Raw genomic sequence first — 21,303 nt, 5'->3', positions numbered from 1 at the left:
CTCAGCGGCCGTGGAGGCGGCGGGAGAGGGTCGCGGCAGTCGCTACGACGGCAGCAGCCAGCCGCTCCGGTTCGGCTTCATCGACCGGGTACGTGATCGCGACTCCCGCGACCGGCAGTCCGTTGTGATCGAGCACGGCCGCAGCGACGCTGGCCAGCCCGGCCGTCACCTCGCCGTCCTCGATCGCGTGGCCGCGGCGACGGGTCTCGGCGAGCACCGCCCGCAGGGCAGTGGGGGAGCCGGGGCCGACGCCGGTGCGGTCGACGAAGGCCTCGCGATCGGGATAGAGCGCGCGCACCTGGCTGGCCGGCAGGTGGGCGAGGATCGCCCGGCCGCTGGCGGTCAGGTGTGACGGCAACCGGACGCCCACGTCGGTGACGAGGGACGGCCGGCCGGGTGCGCGCTCCTCCAGGACGTAGAGCACGTCGCGCCCGTGGGGCACCGCGAGGTGTGCGCTGTGGCCGGTCCGGTCGACGAGTGCGGCCAGGGGGCGACGGGCGATCCGTTGCAACGGAGCCTGTCGGGCGTAGCCACTGCCGACCTCGAACGCTGCCACCCCGAGTCCGAACCGCCGGTCGTCGGCGAGATGCACCACGAAGCCTTCGGCCGCCATCGCCTGGAGCAGGTGGTACGTCGTCGAGCGCGGGATCCCGAGTTCGCGAGCGATCCGGTCGACGGCCACCGGCTCCGGTTGCGCGGCGAGGAAGCGCAGGACGCGCAGCGCACGGGTGGCGGCAGGGACCTGGCTCATGTCGAGAGCGTCCCACGACCAAGGTCCAATGTCTCGTATCCCAGACTCGCGATGCCGCTCGGCTCTGGTCAGAGCCTCCCCGGGAGAGTGGAATGGCGACATGCAGACGGTGACGGTCGGTACAGGTGCGGTTTCGTTCGAGGACGTGGTGGCGGTCGCTCGCCACGGCGCGGCAGTGGCGCTCAGCGAGGAATCGGTGGCGGCGATCGACCGGGCCCGGGCGGTGATCGTTGACCTCGCGGCGTCACCCACGCCGTCGTACGGCGTCTCGACCGGCTTCGGCGCCCTCGCCACCCGCCACATCGCGCCCGAACTGCGCGCCCAGTTGCAGCGCTCGCTGGTGCGTTCGCACGCGGCCGGCAGTGGCCCCGAGGTCGAGCGCGAGGTCGTCCGGGCGTTGATGTTGCTGCGCCTCTCGACGCTGGCGACTGGCCGCACCGGTGTACGACGAGAGACCGCCGAGCTGCTCGCCGGGCTCCTCACGCACGGCATCACGCCCGTGGTCCACGAGTACGGATCGCTCGGCTGTTCCGGCGACCTGGCGCCGCTCGCGCACTGTGCGCTGGCCCTGATGGGCGAAGGCCCGGTGCGCAACGCCGAGGGTGATCTCACCGACGCAGCCACAGCGCTGGCAGCCGCGGGCCTCACCCCGGTCGCCCTGCAGGAGAAGGAAGGCCTCGCGCTGATCAACGGCACCGACGGCATGCTCGGCATGCTGGTGCTCGCCATCGACGACCTCACCGACCTGCTCCGCGTCGCCGACGTCTCTGCGGCCATGTCCGTCGAGGGCCAGCTCGGCACCGACCGCGTCTTCGCCCCTGAACTCCAGGCGATCCGGCCGCACCCCGGCCAGGCGCTCTCCGCTGCCAACCTCACCGCTCTCCTGAAGGACTCGGGCGTTGTCGCCTCGCACCGCGGACCGGACTGCAACCGCGTCCAGGACGCCTACTCGCTGCGCTGCTCGCCGCAGGTCCACGGCGCCGCTCGTGACACCGTCGACCACGCCGCCACCGTCGCTTCGCGGGAGCTCGCGTCCGCGATCGACAACCCCGTCGTGCTCGACGGACGCGTCGAGAGCAACGGCAACTTCCACGGCGCACCCGTCGCCTATGTCCTCGACTTCCTCGCGATCGTCGCCGCCGACGTCGCCTCGATCGCGGAACGTCGTACCGACCGGTTCCTGGACAAGAACCGCAGCCACGGGCTGCCGCCGTTCCTGGCGGACGACCCGGGCGTCGACTCCGGACTGATGATCGCGCAGTACACCCAGGCCGCGATCGTCTCCGAGCTCAAGCGACTGGCCGCCCCGGCGTCGGTCGACTCGATTCCGTCGAGTGCCATGCAGGAGGACCACGTCTCGATGGGTTGGTCGTCCGCCCGCAAGCTGCGCCGGTCGGTCGATGGCCTCACCCGCGTCCTGGCGGTCGAGTTGATGACCGCCGCACGGGCGCTCAACCTGCGCGCACCGCTCGAGCCCAGCCCGGCCACGGGCGCCGTCGTCTCCCTGTTCCGTGACCACGGCGTCCGCGGCCCGGGCACGGACCGCTTCCTCGCCCCCGAGATCGAATCCGCCTACCAACTCGTCCTCGGCCGCAAGGTGACTGCGGCCGTCGCCGACGTGATCGGAGAACTCGCATGACCAACCCCCGCCTGCCCATCCACGCCGCCACCGGCACCGAGCTGACCGCGAAGTCGTGGCAGACCGAGGCGCCGCTGCGGATGCTGATGAACAACCTCGATCCCGCGAACGCCGAACGCCCCGAGGACCTCGTCGTCTACGGCGGGACGGGTAAGGCCGCCCGCAACTGGGAGGCGTACGACGCCCTCGTCCGCACCCTGCGTGACCTCGAGGATGACGAGACGATGCTCGTGCAGAGCGGCAAGCCGGTCGGCGTGATGCGCACGCACGAGTGGGCCCCGCGCGTGCTGATCGCGAACTCCAACCTGGTGGGCGACTGGGCCAACTGGGAGGAGTTCCGGCGGCTCGAGGACCTCGGCCTGACCATGTACGGCCAGATGACCGCCGGGTCCTGGATCTACATCGGCACGCAAGGCATCCTGCAGGGCACGTTCGAGACCTTCGCTGCAGTGGCCGACAAGAAGTACGGCGGCACGCTGGCCGGCACGATCACGCTGACCGCCGGCCTCGGCGGCATGGGCGGTGCCCAGCCGCTCGCGGTCACCATGAACGACGGTGTCGCGATCTGCATCGAGTGCGACGACGCCCGGATCAAACGGCGCATCGAGCACAGGTACCTCGACGTCCAGGCGTCCTCGCTGGACGAAGCCGTCGCCCTCGCGATCGAGGCGCGCGATGCCCGAAAGCCCCTGTCCATCGGGGTTCTCGGCAACGCGGCCGAGATGGTGCCGCTGTTGCTGGAACAGAAGGCGCCCATCGACATCGTCACCGACCAGACGTCGGCCCACGACCCGTTGTTCTACCTTCCCGCCGGCACCGCGTTCGAGGACTGGGAAGCCGAGCGCACTGCCGACCCGGTCGGTTTCACCAAGCGGGCGCAGGAATCCATGGCCACGCACGTGCGGGCGATGGTCGAGTTCCAGGACGCCGGCGCCGAGGTCTTCGACTACGGCAACTCGATCCGCGACGAAGCGCGCAAGGGCGGCTACGACCGCGCGTTCGAGTTCCCCGGCTTCGTGCCGGCGTACATCCGGCCGCTGTTCTGCGAGGGCAAGGGCCCGTTCCGCTGGGCCGCGCTCTCCGGCGACCCGGCCGACATCGCCGCCACGGACAAGGCGATCCTCGAGCTCTTCCCCGACAACGCACGCCTGCACAAGTGGATCACCATGGCCTCCGAACGCGTCGCGTTCCAGGGCCTGCCCGCGCGGATCTGCTGGCTCGGGTACGGCGAACGCCACCTCGCCGGCCTGAAGTTCAACGAGATGGTCGCATCCGGTGAACTCAAGGCACCCGTGGTGATCGGCCGCGACCACCTGGACTGCGGGTCGGTCGCGTCGCCGTACCGCGAGACGGAGGCGATGCTCGACGGCTCCGACGCCATTGCTGACTGGGCCCTGCTCAACGCTCTGGTCAACACTGCATCGGGTGCGTCGTGGGTGTCGATCCACCATGGCGGCGGCGTCGGCATGGGACGCTCGATCCATGCGGGTCAGGTCTGTGTCGCCGACGGCACCGAGCTCGCCGCGCAGAAGATCGAGCGCGTGCTCACCAATGACCCGGGGATGGGCGTGATCCGTCACGTCGACGCCGGTTACGACCGTGCGGTCGAGGTCGCTGCAGAGCGAGACGTTCGCATCCCGATGCAGGAGAGTTGATGACGTTCGAGCAGATGTGGACCGATCTCTCCCCGGTCGGCCGCTCGTCCACCTCCGGTGGCTACTTCCGTCAGCCGTGGGAGTCCGCCGAGCTCGAGCTGCGCGCGTGGTTCCGCGAGGCAGCGAAGGCTCGGGACCTGGAGATCGAGGAGGACCCGTTCGGCAACCTGGTCGCCTGGTGGGGTTTCGAGGCTCGCTCCGCTCGCACCTCAACCACCGGGAAGAGCGTCCTCACCGGATCGCACCTCGACTCCGTCCTCGACGGCGGCGCGTACGACGGCCCGCTCGGTGTCGTCTCCGCCTTCGCGGCCGTCGACGTGATGCGCGAGCGGGGTGTCGTACCGACCCGACCGCTCGGCGTCGCGGCCTTCGTCGAGGAGGAGGGCTCCCGCTTCGGGCGCGCTTGCCTCGGCTCCCGATTGGCCGTGGGTGCGGCGTCCTGGGACGACGCACGCGAACTGACCGACCGCGACGGCGTACGCCTCGGCGACGTGATCGAGGGCGGCACCTCCACGATCCTCGAGGGGGTCGACACCTACGTCGAACTCCATGTCGAGCAGGGCCGCGCGCTGATCGACCACGACACCGCCGTCGGTGTGGCGAGCGGGATCTGGCCCCATGGTCGCTGGCGGTACGACGTCGCGGGCCGCGCCGACCACGCCGGCACCACGCGGATGGAGGACCGCGCGGACCCGATGTTGACGTTCGCGATGACGGCGCTGGCCGCCAATAAGCAGGCGCGACTGTCCGGACAGCGGGCCACGTTCGGCCGGATCGACGTCCGCCCCAACGGTACGAACGCGGTGCCCTCGCACGTCACCGCCTGGCTCGACGCGCGGGCGGAGAGCAGCCCTGCCCTGGCCACGTTGACCGCGGCCATCGAGCGCCAGGCCTCCGAGCGGGCCGAACGCGACGGGACCCAGGTCACCGTCACCCGGGAGTCGATCAGCGGCGAGGTCGTCTTCGACGCCGCCCTGCGTGACCTGATCGGCGCCGGCGTTCCCGTTCTGCCGACGCAGGCGGGACACGACGCCGGCATCCTGCAGGACGCCGGCATCCGCTCCGCGATGCTGTTCGTCCGCAACCCGTCGGGTGTCTCGCACTCGCCGGAGGAGACCGCGGAGACGGCCGACTGCCTCGCCGGGGTGACCGCACTGGCCGACGCGCTGACGGGACTCGTCACATGACCGTCCTCCAGGTGCCGGCCATGGCCAACGCCCACTCGCACGCCTTCCACCGCGCCCTGCGCGGCCGGACCCAGCAGGGCACGGGGAGCTTCTGGACCTGGCGCGAGCAGATGTACGACCTTGCCGACCGCCTCACGCCCGACCTGTACTTCGACCTCGCCCGTGCCACCTACGCCGAGATGCTCGCGGGCGGGATCGGCGCGGTGGGGGAGTTCCACTACCTGCACCACCAGCCCGACGGGACGCCGTACGACGACCCCAACGAGATGGGTCGCGCGCTGATCGCGGCGGCGGACGACGTCGGCATGAGGATCCGGTTGCTCGACACCTGTTACCTCACCGCCGGCATCGGTCAGCCCGCCGAGGGTGTGCAACGCCGGTTCAGCGACGGGACTGCGGAGGCCTGGGCCGAGCGGGTTGCCGCGTTCGACGATGACCGGGTCGGTGCCGCGATCCACAGTGTCCGGGCTGTGCCGCGGGACGAGATGAGCGCCGTGGTGGCCGGAGCGGCCGGCGGGCCGGTGCACGTCCACCTGTCCGAGCAGCCGGCGGAGAACGACGCCTGCCGGGCGGCGTACGGAATGACTCCGACGGAGGTGCTCGCCGACGCGGGTGTTCTCGGGCCGCGCACGACGCTGGTCCACGCCACCCACCTGACCGACTCCGACGTCCGCACCATCGGCGACTCCGGTGCCTTCGTCTGCATGTGCCCGACCACCGAGCGCGACCTCGCAGACGGTCTCGGCCGGGCGCTCGACCTGCGTGCCGCCGGAGCCCGGATCTGCCTCGGCTCCGACAGCCACGCGGTCGTCGACCTCTTCGAGGAGATGCGGGGCGTCGAGATGCACGACCGCCTCCGGACCGGCGTCCGCGGCCACTGGTCTGCCCAGGCCCTGCTCGACTGCGCGACCGTCAACGGCCACGCCTCCCTGGGGCTCGACGACGCCGGCATCGTGACGCTCGACCCGACCAGCCCCCGTACGGCGGGCACCGGCGCCGACGTGCACACCGCCGTGTTCGCCGCGGCCTCCGCCGACGTCACCGAGGTCGTCATCGACGGCCGGGTCGTGTTCGACGGCGACCACGGGCGCGTCGGCCGCGACCTTGCCTCCGCAATCGACAAGGTGTGGTCATGAACTCACCCCGCGAAGTTCTTCGCTTCCCCCGCTGCGCTCCTCCAGCGAACAACTTCGCGGGGACCCCGAGATGAGCACCCTGATCACGAACATCGGTGAGCTCGTCACCAACGACCCCGCGGCCGACGACCTGCTCGGCCTGCGCACGAACGCGGCGGTCGTGATCGAGGACGGCGTCATCGGGTGGATCGGCGACGCGTCGGAGGCACCGGCCGCCGATGACGTCGTCGATGCCGACGGCAAAGCCGTCATCCCCGGCTTCGTCGACAGCCACAGCCACCTCGTCTTCGCCGGAGACCGCGCCCGGGAGTTCCAGGCCCGGATGGCGGGGGAGTCGTACGCCGCCGGGGGGATCCGCACCACGGTTGCGGCAACGCGCGCCGCCTCCGATGCCGACCTCGAGGCCGGCGTTGCACGGCTGGTGGCCGAGATGCGCCGCCAGGGCACCACGACCGTCGAGATCAAGTCCGGCTACGGACTCACCGTCGATGACGAGGCCCGGTCCCTGAGGATCGCGCAGGCCTTCACGCCCGAGACCACCTTCCTCGGCGCCCACGTCGTGCCGCCGGAGTACGCCGACGACCCGGCCGGCTACGTCGCGCTGGTCACCGGTCCGATGCTCACCGCCGCGGCGCCGTTTTCCCGCTGGATCGACGTGTTCTGCGAACGCGGCGCATTCGATGCCGACCAGGCCCGCACGATCCTCTCCGCGGGCGCGGCGCTCGGGCTGCGCGGTCGGCTGCACGCCAACCAGCTCGGCCCCGGCCCCGGCGTCCAGCTCGCCGCGGAGCTCGGTCTCGCGGCGGTCGACCATTGCACTTTCCTCAGCGACGACGACGTCCATGCACTCCGCGATTCCGGGACGATCGCGACCCTGCTGCCCGGCGTGGAGTTCAGCACCCGCCAGCCCTATCCGGACGCACGGTTGCTCGTCGATGCCGGCGTCACGGTGGCCCTGGCCAGCGACTGCAACCCCGGGTCGTCATACACGAGTTCATTGCCGTTCTGCATCGCCGTCGCCGTCCGCGACATGGGGCTCACGCCCGCCGAGGCCGTGTGGGCCGCGACGGCCGGTGGTGCGGCTGCCCTGGGACGGTCCGACATCGGAACGCTCGTGCCGGGAGCACGGGCGGACTTCGTCCTCCTCGACGCCCCGAGTCACGTCCACCTGGCCTACCGACCGGGGGTCCCGATCGTCGCCCGCACCTGGGTTTCAGCCTGACCTTCCGCGGCTAGGCTGGAGGAGACCCTGGAGGTGGGATGAGTCGCAAGCGCAGGATCTGGCTGACGATGGGCGGGTTGTTCCTTGCCCTCGCCGTGGCGGGCGCGCTGGTCTTCCAGCCGTGGCTGCTGTTCATCGACAAGGAGGTCGACGACGGCGCTGACGCCAGTGAAGTCGTGGGCACGGCCAGCGCCGGGATCTCCGACACGACCGTTCCGGAGCCGTCGGGCACCACGAAGACTCGCGTTGAGCTTGCCTCGGGCAGCTTCATCGACGCCGAGCACGGCACGTCGGGGGAGGCAAGGATCTTCCGTCGCAGTGACGGCAGCCGGTTCGTCCTGCTCGACGGCCTCGACACCTCGAACGGCCCGGACCTGCATGTGTGGATCACCGATCAGAAGAGCGGCGGCGACTGCGACGGATGCGTCGGGTCGTGGAGCAACTACGACGACGGCGACTACGTGAAGCTCGGTGAACTCAAGGGCAACAAGGGCAGTTCCCGCTACGAGATCCCCGCCGATGCGGACCTCGGAGGCATGAAGTCCGTCGTGATCTGGTGCGACAAGTTCAATGTCGCGTTCGGCACCGCCGCCATCGCCTGACTCTGCGGCAGACTCACCCTCGTGCAACACCTGCGGATCACCTCGCCCCGCGACCTCACCGCCGACATCGTCGCAACGCTGCGGGACGACCCTGCCGTCAGTGGCCTGACCTGCATCGAGGGCGCCGCGCTGGTGCCCGAGGGTGACCTCATCGAGGCCGACGTCGCTCGCGAGGCCACGAACGACATCGTCGAGGTGCTCCGGGCGTTCGGCGTGCAGCACGAGGGCTCGATCCACATCCAGCCCGTCACGACGTGGACGTCGCAACGCGGGTTCGACGCGGAACGTCGTACCCCCGGATCCTCGGCGGACTCGGTGGTGTGGGCGGAGGTCACGCAGCGCGCCTACGAGGAGTCCGAGCTCAACTGGACCTATCTCACCTTCATGACCCTGGCGACGCTGATCGCCAGCATTGCGATCGTGCTCGATTCCCAGATCCTCGTCATTGGCGCCATGGTCCTCGGCCCGGAGTTCATCCCGATCGCGGCCCTGGGCCTTGCCCTCGTACGACGACGCCCGGCGCTGTTCGGCTTCGCAGCCCGCTCGCTGGTGGTCGGGTTCCTCGTCGCCATCGGCATCGTGACCCTCGCTGCGCTGGCGGCGCGCGGTCTCGGCTGGGTCACGGTCGACCAGGTGACCGCGCCCCGTCCCGCGACGGCCTTCATCTACACGCCCGACAAGTGGTCGTTCATCGTTGCCGTCGTGGCCGCGGCCGCCGGTGTCCTCTCGCTGACCTCGGCGAAGGTCGGCGGACTCTCGGGCGTCTTCATCTCGGTGACCACGGTCCCGGCGGCCGGCAATGTCGCCCTGGGGCTGGCTTTCGGTGTCCCGGACGAGATCTGGGGGAGCACGCTGCAACTGGTGGTCAACATCGCGGGCATGGCGGTCGCGGGGTGGTTGACGTTGGCCATCCAGCAGTCGGTGTGGACGCGGATGTCCACGAAGCGGGCGAAGGTGTCACGGCGCCGGCACCACCAGTCCTGACACTGGCAGTCCCTCGACGGAGGATGACCGGATATCGCTCGTGCCGGTACTGACGCAGCCGTGAGGATGGGCGCATGACGACCGCACCGTTGCCCCCGCCGGACACCAAGGACTGGACCTGGGTGCTCGACCAGGCCTGCGCCGAATGCGGCTTCGTTGCTGCGGATGTGGGTCGATCGACGATGGGTACGACGATCCGTGAGAACGCCGCCCACTGGTCTGCGGCGCTCGGCGACCCCCGAGCCCGGCAGCGTCCTGAACCGACGGTCTGGTCGCCCACCGAGTACGCCTGCCACGTCCGCGACGTGCACCGGATCTTCGCCGGGCGACTGGAGCAGATGCTCACGGACGACGACCCCGTCTTCGCGAACTGGGACCAGGACGAGTCCGCCGTTGCAGATCGCTACGACCTGCAGGACCCGGCGGACGTCGTACCCGATCTGGTGGCGGCAGCCGAGGCCACGGCAGTCCTCTACGACGCGGTGACGGCCGACGCCTGGGACCGCCCGGGTCGCCGCAGCAACGGCAGCGTGTTCACCGTGGACACGCTCGGTCGCTATCACCTGCACGACGTGATCCATCACCGATGGGACGTCCGCTGGCTCGACCAGCGATGATGAACGGGTGCGGCACACGGAGTTCTGGGAGCGGATGGAGCGCCACCTCGGGTCGGGCTACGCGCACGTCTGGGCGGATCACTTCGTGATGGCGAGCCTCGGCGGCCGCACGGTTCGCGAGGCGATCGATGCGGGCGACCAGCCCAAGCAGGTGTGGCGCGCGGTCTGGGCGCAGCTCGAGTTGCCGGCGAGCGAGCGGTGACCACGGAGACTTCTGCGCTCTCGGTCGTCGCCGCGCAGCGTCGTACCGTCCGTGTCCTGGTCCTGACCCAGGCGGTCGGTGCCGTCGGCATCACCATCGGCATCGCCACCGCCTCCCTGCTCGCCCGCGAGCTGTCCGGTTCGGAGGCGCAGTCCGGCCTCGCGCAGACCGCGCAGGTCCTCGGCGCGGCCGTGATCTCGTTCCTGCTGGCGCCGCTGATGGCGCGCCGCGGACGGCGGACCGGTCTGATGAGCGGCTACCTCATCGGCGCCTGCGGCGGAGTGCTCGCCGTCGTCGCCGGTGTCGTCGGGTCGATGCTCGTCCTGCTCGTCGGAGCCGTCCTCCTGGGTGCTGGTACGGCGGCCAACAGTGCCGCGCGCTACGCCGCCACCGACCTCGCGACCGATGCGACCCGGGCCCGCTCCTTGTCGCTCGTCGTGTGGGCGACCACCATCGGGGCGGTCGCCGGACCGAACCTGACCGGTCCCGCGGGAGCCTTCGCGGACGCCGTCGACATCCCCGAACTGACGGGACCCTTCGCCCTCGGGGCGATGGGCATGCTGCTCGCCGCCCTGGTCGTCGGCCTGCTCCTGCGGCCCGACCCGCTGTTGCTCGCCCAGCAACTCGAGGGCGAGGCCGACGCCGCCGCAGGGCGCGCCCCACGCGTCGCCGGTGGCCGTTCGTCGTGGGGGCGCGCGATGACGGCGATCAGGGAGCGACCGATCCTCGCCTACGCGATCGCGGCGCTCGCCCTGGCCCACGCGACCATGGTCGGCGTCATGGTGATGACCCCGCTGCACATGGAGCACGGCGGCTCGGGGCTCGAAGTGATCGGCATCGTGATCAGTGTCCACGTGCTCGGCATGTTCGCGTTCTCGCCGCTGGTGGGGATCCTGGCCGACCGCGTCGGGCGACCGGCAGTGCTCGGCGCCGGGGGAGTGACGCTCCTCGTCGCGTTGCTGTTGTGCGCCTCGGCGCCCACCGGCATGTCGTGGCAGGTGACCGCCGGGCTGTTCCTGCTCGGCGTTGGTTGGTCGCTGGTGATGGTCTCGGCGTCGACGCTCGTGGCGGAGCACGCACCGCTCGAGGCACGCACCGACGTGCAGGGCACTTCGGACCTCGTGATGGGCCTGACCGCTGCTGTCACCGGTGCGCTGGCGGGCGTGATCGTCGATCTCGGTGACTACCCGACGCTGGCGCTCGCGAGCCTCGTGCTGGTCGTCGGCGTGCTCGGCGCCTCAGCACGCGCAGCACTCGAGACGACACGCCGGACGGCCTGAACCACTTCGAACACCTGTTCGTCTAGGTTTGGTCCCACTGGACGCTGGCTCGACCGCCAACCGTCCACAGGTACGACGTACAGACGTGTTTGTCCACACCCACGACCCGGCTGATCAGGCTGTGTCGGGACCTCGTCATAACGTCGCCGATGTACCGACCTCACCACGACACCAGGAGCGAACAACATGGCTGGCGATGACCGGATGAAGGCGCTCGACGCAGCGCTGCTCAGCATCGAGAAGAACTACGGCAAGGGCTCGGTGATGCGCCTCGGTGACGACACCCGTGCGCCCCTCGAAGTGATCCCCACCGGCGCGATCGCGCTGGACGTGGCCCTGGGCATTGGCGGGCTGCCGCGCGGCCGGGTCGTGGAGATCTACGGTCCCGAGTCCAGCGGTAAGACGACGGTCGCCCTGCACGCGGTGGCCAACGCCCAGGCGGCCGGCGGCATCGTGGCCTTCATCGACGCCGAGCACGCGCTCGACCCCGATTACGCCAAGGCGCTCGGCGTCGACACCGACTCCCTGCTGGTCTCCCAGCCCGACTCCGGTGAGCAGGCGCTTGAGATCGCCGACATGCTGATCCGCTCCGGCGCGCTCGACCTGATCGTCATCGACTCGGTGGCCGCGCTCGTGCCGCGCGCCGAGATCGAGGGCGAGATGGGTGACAGCCACGTCGGTCTCCAGGCGCGACTGATGAGCCAGGCATTGCGCAAGATGACCGGTGCGCTCAACAACTCGAACACCACGATGATCTTCATCAACCAGCTCCGCGAGAAGATCGGTGTCATGTTCGGCTCGCCCGAGACCACCACGGGTGGTCGGGCGCTGAAGTTCTACTCCTCGGTGCGCCTCGACGTCCGTCGGATCGAGACGCTCAAGGACGGCACCGACATGGTCGGCAACCGGACCCGCGTCAAGGTCGTGAAGAACAAGGTCGCCCCGCCGTTCAAGCAGGCCGAGTTCGACATCATGTACGGCAAGGGCATCAGCCGCGAGGGCGGCCTGATCGACGTCGGTGTCGAAGCGGGTCTCGTCCGCAAGGCCGGCGCCTGGTACACCTACGAAGGCGACCAGCTCGGCCAGGGCAAGGAGAACGCCCGGACCTTCCTCAAGGACAACCCGGACCTCGCCAACGAGCTCGAGAAGCGAATCCTCGAGACGCTGGGTGTGACGCCGACGGTCGACAACGACGCGCTCTCCGACGAGCCCATCGGTGTGGATTCCTTCTGACGCTGGTTTCGAGGCTCGCTGCGCTCACACCTCAACCAGCGGCACCGGTGGTTGAGGTGCGAGGAGCGCCAGCGACGAGCCTCGAAACCCCCGGACCGTCTTCTGGGAGGTAGGCAATGGCGCAGTGGCCCAACCGCAGGGCTGAACCGCCCGACGACCTCGGGTGGACCGAGGACGCCGATCCCGAGTCGGTCGCGCGCAAGATCCTGCTCGACCAGCTGAGCATCACCGCTCGGAGCCGCCATGAACTGGAGGAGCGGCTGGCCCGTCGCAACGTCCCTGAGGACGTGGCGGGCAGGCTGCTCGACCGGTTCGAGGAGGTCGGGCTGATCAACGACGAGGCGTTCGCACGCGCCTGGGTCGACAGTCGGCAACGCACCCGCGGGCTCGCCCGAACGGCCCTGGCCGCCGAGCTGCGCCGCAAGGGCATCGCCGACGAGACCGCCCGCACGGTGCTGGCCGAGGTCGACCCCGGTGACGAGGAGGACGCGGCTGGCGTCCTGGTGCGCAAGAAGCTGCGCAGCATGCGCGGCCTCGACACCCAGGTCGCCACCCGGCGGCTGGTGGGGATGCTCGCTCGCAAGGGGTACTCACCCGGTCTGGCCTATGCCGTGGTCAAGCGCGAGCTCGGTGCCCCAGAATGGTCGGGTGACGACGAGTGAGACGCCGCCCCCCGTTCGCGAGGTCCTGACCTACGACCTGTTCGGCACCGCCGTCCGTGAGCTTGCGCAACAGGTCGTCGATGACGGCTTCGAGCCCGACATCGTGCTCGCGATCGCCCGCGGTGGCCTCGGTCTCGCCATGGGGCTGGGCTATGCGCTGGACGTGAAGAACCTGTCGGCGGTCAACGTCGAGTTCTACACCGGCGTCAACCAGCGCCTCGACGTGCCCATGATGCTGCCGCCCACCCCGGCCGCGATCGACCTCACCGGCATGAAGGTGCTGATCGCCGACGACGTCGCCGACACCGGCAAGACCCTCGAGGTGGTGCGCGACTTCTTCGCCGACCATGTCGCCGAAGCCCGCACGGCCGTGATCTACGAGAAGCCGTGGACCGTGATCAACGCCGAATACGTGTGGCGTCGTACGGACGCCTGGATTGACTTCCCCTGGTCATCGACACCGCCGCTCGTGAACCGCCAGGGCGGCAAGGCGCATTAGGGTCGCCCCATGACAGCGTTCCCGGTTTCGGACCGGACCTCCTCCCTGCGGATCGCGCCCGGTCCGGTCGACCTCGGCTCGATCGACACCGATGCTGCGCCCGGCTACGACGGCAACAAGACGACCGGCGCTGAGGACCTGATCGCCATGGGTCCCGAGCTCGCCGACCTGCAGGAGCGCCTGTGGGCCGACGGCAAGGCCGAGGGCAAGCGCAACATCCTGCTGGTGCTGCAGGGCATGGACACCTCCGGCAAGGGAGGGACGCTGCGTTCCACCGTCGGCCTCGTTGACCCGCAGGGCGTCCGGATCACGTCGTTCAAGGCGCCCACCGAGGAAGAGCGTGCCCACGACTTCCTGTGGCGGATCACCAACGCCCTGCCGCCCGTTGGCGTCATCGGTGTCTTCGACCGGTCGCACTACGAGGACGTCCTGATCGCCCGGGTCCGCTCCTTCGCCGAGCCGGACGAGATCGAGCGACGCTACGGCGCCATCAACGCGTGGGAAGCGGACCTCGCCGCCAACGGCACCACGATCATCAAGTGCATGTTGCACATCTCGGCAGAGGAGCAGAAGCAGCGACTGCTCGATCGCCTCGAGGATCCCGCCAAGCACTGGAAGTTCAACCCGGGCGACCTCGACGAGCGTGCCGAGTGGCCGGCCTACCGGGAGGCCTACGAGATCGCGATCGAGCGGACCAACACGGAGGTCGCGCCCTGGCACGTGATCCCGGCGGACAAGAAGTGGTACCGCAACCTCGCCATCGGCACGCTGCTCCTGGACGCCCTCAAGTCCCTCGACCTCGACTGGCCGAAGGCGGACTTCGACGTCGCTGTCGAGAAGCAGCGCCTCGCCGATGAGAAGCCCCTGTGACCCTTCCGACCGTGCGGGTCACCCGCTACGTCACGCCGTTGCGTGAAGGCGGCAGCCTGCCCGGGATCGTCGAGGCCGAGGACCTGGGCACCTACGTCTGCAAGTTCCGCGGCGCCGGCCAGGGACTCCGTGTCCTCGTCGCCGAGGTGATCGTCGCGGGCCTCGCTCGGCGACTCGAGATCCCGACGCCCGATCAGGTCGTCCTGGACCTCGACCCCGACATCGCCCGGTACGAGGCCGACGAGGAGGTGCAGGACCTGATCAACGCGAGCGCCGGACTGAACCTCGGGATCGACTTCCTGCCCGGCTCCTTCGGCTATGACCCCGGTTCCGAGCCGGATCGCGACCTCGCCGGCCGGGTGCTCTGGCTCGATGCGTTCACGGCCAACGTCGACCGCAGTTGGCGCAACCCGAACCTGCTGGTCTGGCGCGGTGTCCTGCACGCGATCGACCACGGCGCCTCGCTCTACTTCCACCACTCGTGGTCCGGTGGCCCCGGCGATCCGGCGCGCTTCGCGGGCCAGGCGTACGACGCCTCGGAGCACATCCTGCGCGAGTACGCCTCCGAGGCGCGGGCCCAGGACGCCGTACTCGCGGAACGACTGAGTGACGACGCGATCGATGCGGTGCTCGCCGACGTCAGCGACGACTGGCTGGAGGCGACGCCTGGCGCCGATGACCCCACTGCCGTGCGCGCGCACTACGCGGCGTTCCTGCGGGCCCGTCGTGACGGCGGCCGCGCCTGGCTGCCGAGTGCGGGGGAGTCCGCATGAAGCCCTACCAGTACGTCACGTTGCGCTGCGTTCCTCGCGTCGAGCGCGAGGAGTTCGTCAACGTCGGCGTCGTCGTGCACTGCCCGAGCGACAACTTCCTGGGCGTCCGGACGGCCGTCAACGAGGAACGGATCCGGGCACTTGATCCGGGCATCGACCTGGACTCCGTGCGTGCGGCCCTCGCGATGATCGACCGGGTCTGTCGCGGCGAGGCGCACACTGCCTTCGGCGTGGGCGTCCGCGCCACGGCGTACGGCGTCCGGGAGTCCCGCGACGATGCGAGCACCCGGTTCGGCTTCCTCAAGGCGCCGCGAAGCACCGTGATCCAGCCCGGACCAGTGCACGGCGGCGTGAGCGCCGACCCCGCCCGCACCCTCGAGCACCTGCTGGAGTCGTTGGTGCTCTGACCGCTCCGGGCCGATGCAAGTGTGAGTTTCCTGAGGGATGGCGCGAAGCGGTCGGGCGAGGTCGCAGGGGGAGCGCGACACAGCGGCTGCTGGAGGCGCTCCTCCTGATGCCGGTCTTCACGACGTCAGAGGCGGAACTGAAGGTGGGGGGTACGACCAGTGCCGTCTACCGCGCGGTCGACGCACTCGTCGAAGCAGAGGTTCTTCGGCCGCTGACCGACCGCAAGCGCAATCAGGTCTGGGGCGTGGGGGACATGCTCGACGAACTCGACGACCTCAGCGTGCGGATTGGCACAGCCGCCCGGGCCGAGGACCAGACGCGCAGAGTCTTGCCGAGCCCAGTCCTGACTCGGTCCCTTCTCGCTTTCCTTGTTAGCCTCCTCTGGTGAGTACGGTTCTTCTCCAGCGCGAGGTCCCCACCCAGATCCGGGCCGCGGTGACCCTGACCCTCGTGGTGGAGGCGGTGGCGATCCCGACGTTCCTCTACGTGGCGATCGCCTACGGCGGAACGATCGGATACGTGGCGGCCCTGGGCGGCGCGGCCGCTGCCGCTTGCGCGGTCGGGACGCTGGCGGGCAACGAGACGGCCCGCAAGACACTGATGGCCCTCGCGGCTGTCTCGATTGTTCTGGCTGCCCTGCCGCTTCCCTTGATCCTGCTGGTCATGCCCGTGGGCCAGTTGCTGCTCGCGGACGCCCTTGTCATGGGGTCCTCGGCCATCGTCCTCGCGTTGCTGTGGCGCACCCGGCCGACTACGGCGCCCACCAGGCCCGGCCAGGTTGCGCTGGACCTGATGGTGACCGCTGGTCTGGTGTTGCTGTCGATCGTGGTACTGATCAGCGCCGGTCTCGGGCTGGTGTACCTGACCTTCTGATCGCGTCGCGATCAGCAGGGAAGCGTCTCGCCGAGGAACTCGGCGATCTCGTTGTCGCCCTGGACCCAGAACCGCTCGGGAAGACCGCGCCGGTCGAGGAACTCGACGGCGGCTCCGTCAGCCGTGACCCCATAGCCGCCCAGTTCGTCGGGGCCGTCGAGATCCAGCACCTCCCGGTGGCCGGCCACCAGGAGTCGCAACTTCGTACCCTCGGCCTTGGTCAGCCGCCAGGCCGGATTCGGGTTGCCGGACATGATGTTGAGCTCGACGACGAAGCCGGAACCGTTCGCCGACACCTCGTCGGGCCAAGTGCAACTGGCCGATGGCTCCGGCGGCGTCGGGGTGGTGATCGTCGTAGGACTCGGCGTCGCGCTGCTCACGTCCGCGACACCGATCGGCTTCGGCACGGTCGGGGCAACGTCCTCGCCGCCACACGCGCTCAGGAGTACGACGAGCAGGGCTCCGATGACGAGGCGGGAAGACACGACGCAGAGCCTGCCAGTCCGGGGCCGCTCGTGCCCACGGAACGTCCACGATCGAGGCTCGACGCAGGCTTCTTCATCCATCGCACCGCCGTCACCCCTGGTACGGCGGCGCCACACCCCAGCCCCAGCGCGGGGTGGGTGCGTGCTCGACCGGTTCGGCCCCGGGTTGGGAGTTCTCCATGGCCAGGCGGGTGCCCCACTCGAGGTATCCGATGATGGCCGCACGGAACTCCGGGTCGGCGGGCAACTCCGCATCGTCGGCGGCGAGACTCATCGTGCTCGCGAACCGATGCCGTTGCGCCGGCGTGATGGCCAGGTCGAGATGGTGCCTGAGCATGGACTCGTATCCGCCGTGCTGCTCCGTGTACGTGGCCGGCCCGCCGAGCACCTCGGCCCACCAGTCGGCGACATGAGCCCGGTGATGCTCCGAGACTCCGCCCGGGAAGAAACCCGACAGGGCAGCGTCGGCTTCGACCCGGTCGTAGAAATTGTCGATCATCAGGCGCAGCGGAGCCAGGCCGCCTGCCCATTCGTACAACGTCGGCAATCCCGGCTCATCGACTCCACCCATGACGACAGTTCACCGCACTCGCGGGACCGGCGCACCTGATTTCGGGTCAGACGGGTACGAGTTCGACCGCACCCACGGCGTAGCGGGCCAGGATGGTCCGGGCGATCTCCGGGTGGGCACCCAGCGGCTCGGACACGGCAACGGCACCGGCCTCGATCGCCAGTTCAGCGGCGCGGTCCTGCAGGCCACCAGGGGCCAGGAACAGCGACGCGACGGCGATGTGACGGCGACCCTCAGCCCGGAACTGGCGCACGGCTTCACCCGTGGCCGGCGGAGCGCTGGACGCGTACGCAGCGGTCACGGGCAGCTTGTGGTGCGCGCCCCAGAGGCGGGCCAGACGGGCGACGGCCTGGTTGGCCAGCGGGTCCGTGGAACCAGCCGCAGCGAGGACGAGGGCGTCGAGTTCACGCACCCGGGCGCCCTTGAGCGCTTCGCGGAGTCGTTCGTCGAGCACCTCGAGGAAGCGGGGCTCCAGGCCGAGCACCTCGGTCGCGCGGATCTGCAGACCGGGGTGGCGAGCGGTGGCCTCGGCGATCACCGAGGGCACGTCGACGCGGGCGTGGAACGCCTCGACGAGGAGCAACGGCACGACGACGATCTCTTCGAACCCGGCCTTGACCAGCCGGTCGACCACGGTGTGGAAGTTCGGCTTGGCCAGGTCGAGGAAGGCGCGTTCGATGCGCAGGTCGGGGCGCAACTTCTTCGTTGCGTCGACAAGCGCCGTGACAGTCGCGGCAGAGCGAGGGTCGCGACTGCCGTGGGCCAGGGCAATGAGGGCGGGAGCGGCCATCAGTTGGTTCCCTTCTCGGCTGTCATGGGTGCTGCCTTCATGAGTGAATGCCGCATTCGGTCTTGTTGGTGCCGGCCCAGCGCCCGCTGCGCGGGTCCTCGCCGGGGGCGACGCGCCGGGTGCAGGGCGCGCAGCCGATGGACGGGTAGCCGTCGTACACGAGCGGGTTGACGAGCACGCCGTTCTCGGCGATGTAGCGCTCTACCTGCTCGTCGCTCCAGCGGGCCATGGGGGAGACCTTGACCTTCTGCTTCTTGGCGTCCCAGCCGATGACCGGTGCGATCACGCGGTTGTGCGTCTCGGCGCGGCGCAGGCCAGTGGCCCAGGCGTCGTAGTTGGCCAGGGAGTCGGCGAGCGGCTTGACCTTGCGCAATGCGCAGCACAGGTCAGGGTCGCGCTTGTAGAGCTCGGGGCCGTACTCGGCGTCCTGCTCGGCCACCGACTGCACGGGGGTGATCGAGAGCAGGTTGACGTTCATCGTGGCGGCGACCGCGTCGCGGGTGCCGATGGTCTCGACGAAGTGGTATCCGGTGTCGAGGAAGACGACGTCGACGTTGGGCACGACCTTCTGGGCCAGGTGCGCGAGCACCGCGTCACCCATCGAGGAGGTGATGCAGAACCGGTCGCCGAACGTCGCCGCGGCCCACTCGATGATGACCTCGGGCGGGGCGAGCTCGAGCTCGGCGCCCCAGTGGGACACCAGTTCGCGCAGTTGTTCAGGGGAGCGGCCCTCGGTCGAGGCGCCACGGAAGGCCCGCGCGCTGGCGGTGGCCGGAGCGGTCATGAGGCACCTCCTTCAGAAGTGGTGGAGGCCCGGCTGATCATGCCGAGCGAGGTGAGGGTGAAAGCGCGGAGACAGCTGCGGCATTCCCAACCCGCGGGCTCATGGGGCCACAGGTCGGTGTCGCTGCAGAACGGGCAGTGGAACGGCGTCCCACCCCGCCCGCTCGCTGATCCGGCTTCCTCGGACATCAGACCGACTCGAGCGTCTTGTCGCCGCGCAGCAGGTCCTCGTCGGCGCGGTGCACCCAGACGTCGAAGGCTTCGCCCTCGGTGCGGTCGGCAAGGAAGTTGGTGACCACGACGGTGACGTAGTCGTCCAGGCCCTTGCTGGTGACCTTGTGGGCGCGCAGCTTGCGTCCGAAGTTGGCGTTCAGGCCGGTGGCACCACCGAGGTGGACCTGGAAGCCCTCGACCTGGTCGCCGTTCTCGTCGGTGACGAGCTGGCCCTTGAGGCCGATGTCGGCGATCTGCGTCCGGGCGCAGGCGTTCGGGCAACCGTTCACGTTGATCGTGATGGGCGTGTCGAGGTCCGGGAAACGCTTCTCGAGCTCCAGCGTGAGCAGGCGCGAGCGTTCCTTGGTGTCGACGATGGCGAGCTTGCAGAACTCGATGCCGGTGCAGGCCATCGTGTTCTGGCGCCAGTTCGAGGGGCGCGCGGTCAGGCCGATCTCGTCGAGCTTCTCCAGGAGGGCATCGACCTTGTCGCCGTCCACGCCGATCAACACGATCTTCTGGTACGGCGTCAGGCGGGCGCCGGCGACGCCGTACTCCTCGATCAGCTCGGCGAGCTGGACCAGGGCCGTGCCCGAGATCCGGCCGGCGGACGGGGCGAGGCCGACGTAGAACTTGCCATCCTTCTGTGCGTGGACACCGATGTGGTCACGGTGGCCCACGGGCGCCTCGGGGGACGCGTTCGAGACGAGCGACTTGCCGAGGTACTCGTTCTCGAGCACTTCGCGGAACTTCTCCACGCCCCAGTCGGCGACCAGGAACTTCAGGCGGGCGCGCGAGCGCAGACGGCGGTAGCCGTAGTCGCGGAAGATGCCGGCGACGCCGGCCCACACGTCCGCGACCTCGTCGAGCGGGATCCAGACGCCGAGCTTCTGCGCGAGCATCGGGTTGGTGGACAGGCCGCCGCCGACCCAGACGTCGAAGCCGGGGCCGTGCTCGGGGTGCACGGTGCCGACGAACGACACGTCGTTGGTCTCGGGGGAGACGTCGTGGCTGGGGTGACCGGTCAGGGCGGTCTTGAACTTCCGGGGGAAGTTCGAGAAGTCCTTGTTGTTCAGGTAGCGGCGCTCGATCTCCTCGAGAGCAGGGGTGCCGTCGATGATCTCGTCAGCGGCGACGCCGGCGACCGGCGAACCCAGGAAGGGACGCGGCGAGTCACCACAGGCCTCCATCGAGTGCAGGCCGACCGTCTCGAGGCGCTCCCAGATCTCCGGGATGCTCTCGATCTCGATCCAGTGGTACTGGATGTTCTCGCGGTCGGTGACGTCCGCGGTGTCGCGGGCGAAGTCGATGCCGATCTGGCCCAGGGTGCGCACGGCCTCGGCCGAGAGGAGCTTGCCGTCGGAGCGGACCCGGAGCATGAAGAAGCGGTCGTCCAGCTCCTCCTCCTCCATCGAGCCCGTGCGGCCGCCGTCGATGCCGGGCCGGCGCTGGGTGTAGAGGCCGAGCCACCGGAAGCGTCCCCGCAGGTCGGCCGGGTCGATCGAGTCGAAGCCACGCTTGGAGTACGTGTAGAGGATCCGGTCCCGCACGTTGAGCGGGTCGTCGTCCTTCTTGGACTGCTCGTTCTTGTTCAGCGGCTCGGTGTAACCGAATGCCCACTGGCCCTCCGCGCGGCGGGGGCGGGGCACGTCAGTGTGACGAGGAGGCTGGGACTGGAAGCGCAGGTCGGGCATGCGGAGAGGAGGTCCTTCGCTGATGGGCGCCCCGTGGTGAACGGGCGCGCGACTCGAGGGTGACGGGTGGCGTGATCAGCGGGGCCGACACATCATGCTGCCCATGCGCCCGAAGTCCACGTGGCGACGAACCACGAGGTGCGCGTGAGTTGCAGCAGAGACCATGTCAATGAG

General features: G+C 69.7%; 24 protein-coding genes. 18 read left to right on the top strand and 6 right to left on the bottom strand.

All coding sequences use genetic code 11. The features are described 5' to 3' along the window. Position 1 precedes the first annotated feature (1 nt). Complete coding sequence (locus HRC28_RS16905) at positions 2–751, bottom strand: IclR family transcriptional regulator (protein WP_182376619.1); 750 nt, start codon at positions 749–751, stop codon at positions 2–4. 100 nt (positions 752–851) lie between these two features. Here HRC28_RS16905 and hutH point away from each other — a divergent pair, with 100 nt between their 5' ends. The 18 genes from hutH to HRC28_RS16815 all read left to right on the top strand — a co-directional run bounded on the left by hutH (position 852) and on the right by HRC28_RS16815 (position 16,593). Next, on the top strand, positions 852–2,390 hold the full coding sequence (hutH, locus tag HRC28_RS16900; RefSeq protein WP_182376618.1) for a histidine ammonia-lyase: 1,539 nt from the start codon (positions 852–854) through the stop codon (positions 2,388–2,390). Beyond that, on the top strand, positions 2,387–4,045 hold the full coding sequence (gene hutU / locus HRC28_RS16895) for a urocanate hydratase (protein ID WP_182376617.1): 1,659 nt from the start codon (positions 2,387–2,389) through the stop codon (positions 4,043–4,045). Before hutH ends, hutU begins: the two co-directional genes overlap by 4 nt. Continuing rightward, on the top strand, positions 4,045–5,232 hold the full coding sequence (locus tag HRC28_RS16890; protein WP_182376616.1) for an allantoate amidohydrolase: 1,188 nt from the start codon (positions 4,045–4,047) through the stop codon (positions 5,230–5,232). Before hutU ends, HRC28_RS16890 begins: the two co-directional genes overlap by 1 nt. Beyond that, positions 5,229–6,368 (top strand): formimidoylglutamate deiminase, encoded by a 1,140-nt coding sequence (locus HRC28_RS16885; RefSeq protein WP_182376615.1) that lies wholly within the window; start codon positions 5,229–5,231, stop codon positions 6,366–6,368. The genes HRC28_RS16890 and HRC28_RS16885 overlap by 4 nt, the downstream gene beginning before the upstream one ends. Positions 6,369–6,438: 70 nt before the next feature. Continuing rightward, positions 6,439–7,590: an imidazolonepropionase gene (gene hutI / locus HRC28_RS16880; protein WP_182376614.1), complete on the top strand. Its 1,152-nt coding sequence runs from the start codon at positions 6,439–6,441 to the stop codon at positions 7,588–7,590. A gap of 38 nt (positions 7,591–7,628) precedes the next feature. Next, entirely contained in the window at positions 7,629–8,192 is a 564-nt protein-coding gene (locus tag HRC28_RS16875; protein WP_202033096.1) for a DM13 domain-containing protein, read from the top strand. Positions 8,193–8,213: 21 nt separating this feature from the next. Next, positions 8,214–9,176 (top strand): DUF389 domain-containing protein, encoded by a 963-nt coding sequence (locus tag HRC28_RS16870; protein ID WP_182376613.1) that lies wholly within the window; start codon positions 8,214–8,216, stop codon positions 9,174–9,176. A gap of 74 nt (positions 9,177–9,250) precedes the next feature. Continuing rightward, a complete protein-coding gene (locus HRC28_RS16865) occupies positions 9,251–9,793 on the top strand; it encodes a DinB family protein (protein WP_182376612.1) in 543 nt (180 codons plus the stop codon). Positions 9,794–9,800: 7 nt separating this feature from the next. Further along, positions 9,801–9,995 (top strand): DUF3046 domain-containing protein, encoded by a 195-nt coding sequence (locus HRC28_RS16860; RefSeq protein WP_182376611.1) that lies wholly within the window; start codon positions 9,801–9,803, stop codon positions 9,993–9,995. Then, entirely contained in the window at positions 9,992–11,275 is a 1,284-nt protein-coding gene (locus tag HRC28_RS16855) for an MFS transporter (RefSeq protein WP_182376610.1), read from the top strand. Before HRC28_RS16860 ends, HRC28_RS16855 begins: the two co-directional genes overlap by 4 nt. 186 nt (positions 11,276–11,461) lie before the next feature. After that, positions 11,462–12,508: a recombinase RecA gene (gene recA / locus HRC28_RS16850; protein ID WP_182376609.1), complete on the top strand. Its 1,047-nt coding sequence runs from the start codon at positions 11,462–11,464 to the stop codon at positions 12,506–12,508. Between the two features lie 116 nt (positions 12,509–12,624). Then, positions 12,625–13,170, top strand: a complete 546-nt coding sequence (locus HRC28_RS16845) for a regulatory protein RecX (protein ID WP_182376608.1) — start codon at positions 12,625–12,627, stop codon at positions 13,168–13,170. Then, a complete protein-coding gene (locus HRC28_RS16840) occupies positions 13,157–13,669 on the top strand; it encodes a phosphoribosyltransferase (protein ID WP_237111539.1) in 513 nt (170 codons plus the stop codon). The genes HRC28_RS16845 and HRC28_RS16840 overlap by 14 nt, the downstream gene beginning before the upstream one ends. Before the next feature lie 9 nt (positions 13,670–13,678). Continuing rightward, complete coding sequence (locus HRC28_RS16835; RefSeq protein WP_182376606.1) at positions 13,679–14,539, top strand: PPK2 family polyphosphate kinase; 861 nt, start codon at positions 13,679–13,681, stop codon at positions 14,537–14,539. Next, complete coding sequence (locus tag HRC28_RS16830) at positions 14,536–15,312, top strand: HipA family kinase (protein WP_182376605.1); 777 nt, start codon at positions 14,536–14,538, stop codon at positions 15,310–15,312. The genes HRC28_RS16835 and HRC28_RS16830 overlap by 4 nt, the downstream gene beginning before the upstream one ends. Further along, positions 15,309–15,719 (top strand): DUF3037 domain-containing protein, encoded by a 411-nt coding sequence (locus tag HRC28_RS16825; protein WP_182376604.1) that lies wholly within the window; start codon positions 15,309–15,311, stop codon positions 15,717–15,719. Before HRC28_RS16830 ends, HRC28_RS16825 begins: the two co-directional genes overlap by 4 nt. A gap of 107 nt (positions 15,720–15,826) precedes the next feature. Beyond that, a complete protein-coding gene (locus tag HRC28_RS16820; protein ID WP_182376603.1) occupies positions 15,827–16,108 on the top strand; it encodes a hypothetical protein in 282 nt (93 codons plus the stop codon). Beyond that, the gene (locus tag HRC28_RS16815; RefSeq protein ID WP_182376602.1) at positions 16,105–16,593 is read left to right on the top strand and encodes a hypothetical protein; all 489 of its coding nucleotides are present in this window, start codon (positions 16,105–16,107) and stop codon (positions 16,591–16,593) included. The genes HRC28_RS16820 and HRC28_RS16815 overlap by 4 nt, the downstream gene beginning before the upstream one ends. A gap of 11 nt (positions 16,594–16,604) precedes the next feature. Here the strand turns inward: HRC28_RS16815 and HRC28_RS16810 are convergent, their stop codons facing one another. From HRC28_RS16810 to HRC28_RS16790, 5 genes are all read right to left on the bottom strand, one after another. Continuing rightward, positions 16,605–17,078, bottom strand: a complete 474-nt coding sequence (locus tag HRC28_RS16810) for a hypothetical protein (protein WP_182376601.1) — start codon at positions 17,076–17,078, stop codon at positions 16,605–16,607. A 91-nt stretch (positions 17,079–17,169) separates the two neighbouring features. Next, entirely contained in the window at positions 17,170–17,649 is a 480-nt protein-coding gene (locus HRC28_RS16805; RefSeq protein ID WP_182376600.1) for a group II truncated hemoglobin, read from the bottom strand. A 46-nt stretch (positions 17,650–17,695) separates the two neighbouring features. Beyond that, the gene (locus tag HRC28_RS16800; RefSeq protein WP_182376599.1) at positions 17,696–18,439 is read right to left on the bottom strand and encodes a sirohydrochlorin chelatase; all 744 of its coding nucleotides are present in this window, start codon (positions 18,437–18,439) and stop codon (positions 17,696–17,698) included. 37 nt (positions 18,440–18,476) lie between these two features. Continuing rightward, on the bottom strand, positions 18,477–19,223 hold the full coding sequence (locus HRC28_RS16795) for a phosphoadenylyl-sulfate reductase (RefSeq protein ID WP_182376598.1): 747 nt from the start codon (positions 19,221–19,223) through the stop codon (positions 18,477–18,479). 187 nt (positions 19,224–19,410) lie between these two features. Beyond that, on the bottom strand, positions 19,411–21,129 hold the full coding sequence (locus tag HRC28_RS16790; RefSeq protein WP_182376597.1) for a nitrite/sulfite reductase: 1,719 nt from the start codon (positions 21,127–21,129) through the stop codon (positions 19,411–19,413). Between the last annotated feature and the right edge of the window lie 174 nt (positions 21,130–21,303).

Source organism: Nocardioides sp. WS12, from assembly GCF_014108865.1.
Taxonomy (GTDB): domain Bacteria; phylum Actinomycetota; class Actinomycetes; order Propionibacteriales; family Nocardioidaceae; genus Nocardioides.
Note: the sequence above shows the minus strand (reverse complement) of the source record. Positions and strands in the feature narration are given on the sequence as shown.

What these genes read in the sequence shown, in the direction of transcription:
- HRC28_RS16905 (WP_182376619.1), bottom strand. Translation starts at nt 751, where the DNA reads ATGAGCCAGGTCCCTGCCGCCACCCGTGCGCTGCGCGTCCTGCGCTTC.
- hutH (WP_182376618.1), top strand. Translation starts at nt 852, where the DNA reads ATGCAGACGGTGACGGTCGGTACAGGTGCGGTTTCGTTCGAGGACGTG.
- hutU (WP_182376617.1), top strand. Translation starts at nt 2,387, where the DNA reads ATGACCAACCCCCGCCTGCCCATCCACGCCGCCACCGGCACCGAGCTG.
- HRC28_RS16890 (WP_182376616.1), top strand. Translation starts at nt 4,045, where the DNA reads ATGACGTTCGAGCAGATGTGGACCGATCTCTCCCCGGTCGGCCGCTCG.
- HRC28_RS16885 (WP_182376615.1), top strand. Translation starts at nt 5,229, where the DNA reads ATGACCGTCCTCCAGGTGCCGGCCATGGCCAACGCCCACTCGCACGCC.
- hutI (WP_182376614.1), top strand. Translation starts at nt 6,439, where the DNA reads ATGAGCACCCTGATCACGAACATCGGTGAGCTCGTCACCAACGACCCC.
- HRC28_RS16875 (WP_202033096.1), top strand. Translation starts at nt 7,629, where the DNA reads ATGAGTCGCAAGCGCAGGATCTGGCTGACGATGGGCGGGTTGTTCCTT.
- HRC28_RS16865 (WP_182376612.1), top strand. Translation starts at nt 9,251, where the DNA reads ATGACGACCGCACCGTTGCCCCCGCCGGACACCAAGGACTGGACCTGG.
- recA (WP_182376609.1), top strand. Translation starts at nt 11,462, where the DNA reads ATGGCTGGCGATGACCGGATGAAGGCGCTCGACGCAGCGCTGCTCAGC.
- HRC28_RS16845 (WP_182376608.1), top strand. Translation starts at nt 12,625, where the DNA reads ATGGCGCAGTGGCCCAACCGCAGGGCTGAACCGCCCGACGACCTCGGG.
- HRC28_RS16835 (WP_182376606.1), top strand. Translation starts at nt 13,679, where the DNA reads ATGACAGCGTTCCCGGTTTCGGACCGGACCTCCTCCCTGCGGATCGCG.
- HRC28_RS16825 (WP_182376604.1), top strand. Translation starts at nt 15,309, where the DNA reads ATGAAGCCCTACCAGTACGTCACGTTGCGCTGCGTTCCTCGCGTCGAG.
- HRC28_RS16820 (WP_182376603.1), top strand. Translation starts at nt 15,827, where the DNA reads ATGCCGGTCTTCACGACGTCAGAGGCGGAACTGAAGGTGGGGGGTACG.
- HRC28_RS16805 (WP_182376600.1), bottom strand. Translation starts at nt 17,649, where the DNA reads ATGGGTGGAGTCGATGAGCCGGGATTGCCGACGTTGTACGAATGGGCA.
- HRC28_RS16800 (WP_182376599.1), bottom strand. Translation starts at nt 18,439, where the DNA reads ATGGCCGCTCCCGCCCTCATTGCCCTGGCCCACGGCAGTCGCGACCCT.
- HRC28_RS16795 (WP_182376598.1), bottom strand. Translation starts at nt 19,223, where the DNA reads ATGACCGCTCCGGCCACCGCCAGCGCGCGGGCCTTCCGTGGCGCCTCG.
- HRC28_RS16790 (WP_182376597.1), bottom strand. Translation starts at nt 21,129, where the DNA reads ATGCCCGACCTGCGCTTCCAGTCCCAGCCTCCTCGTCACACTGACGTG.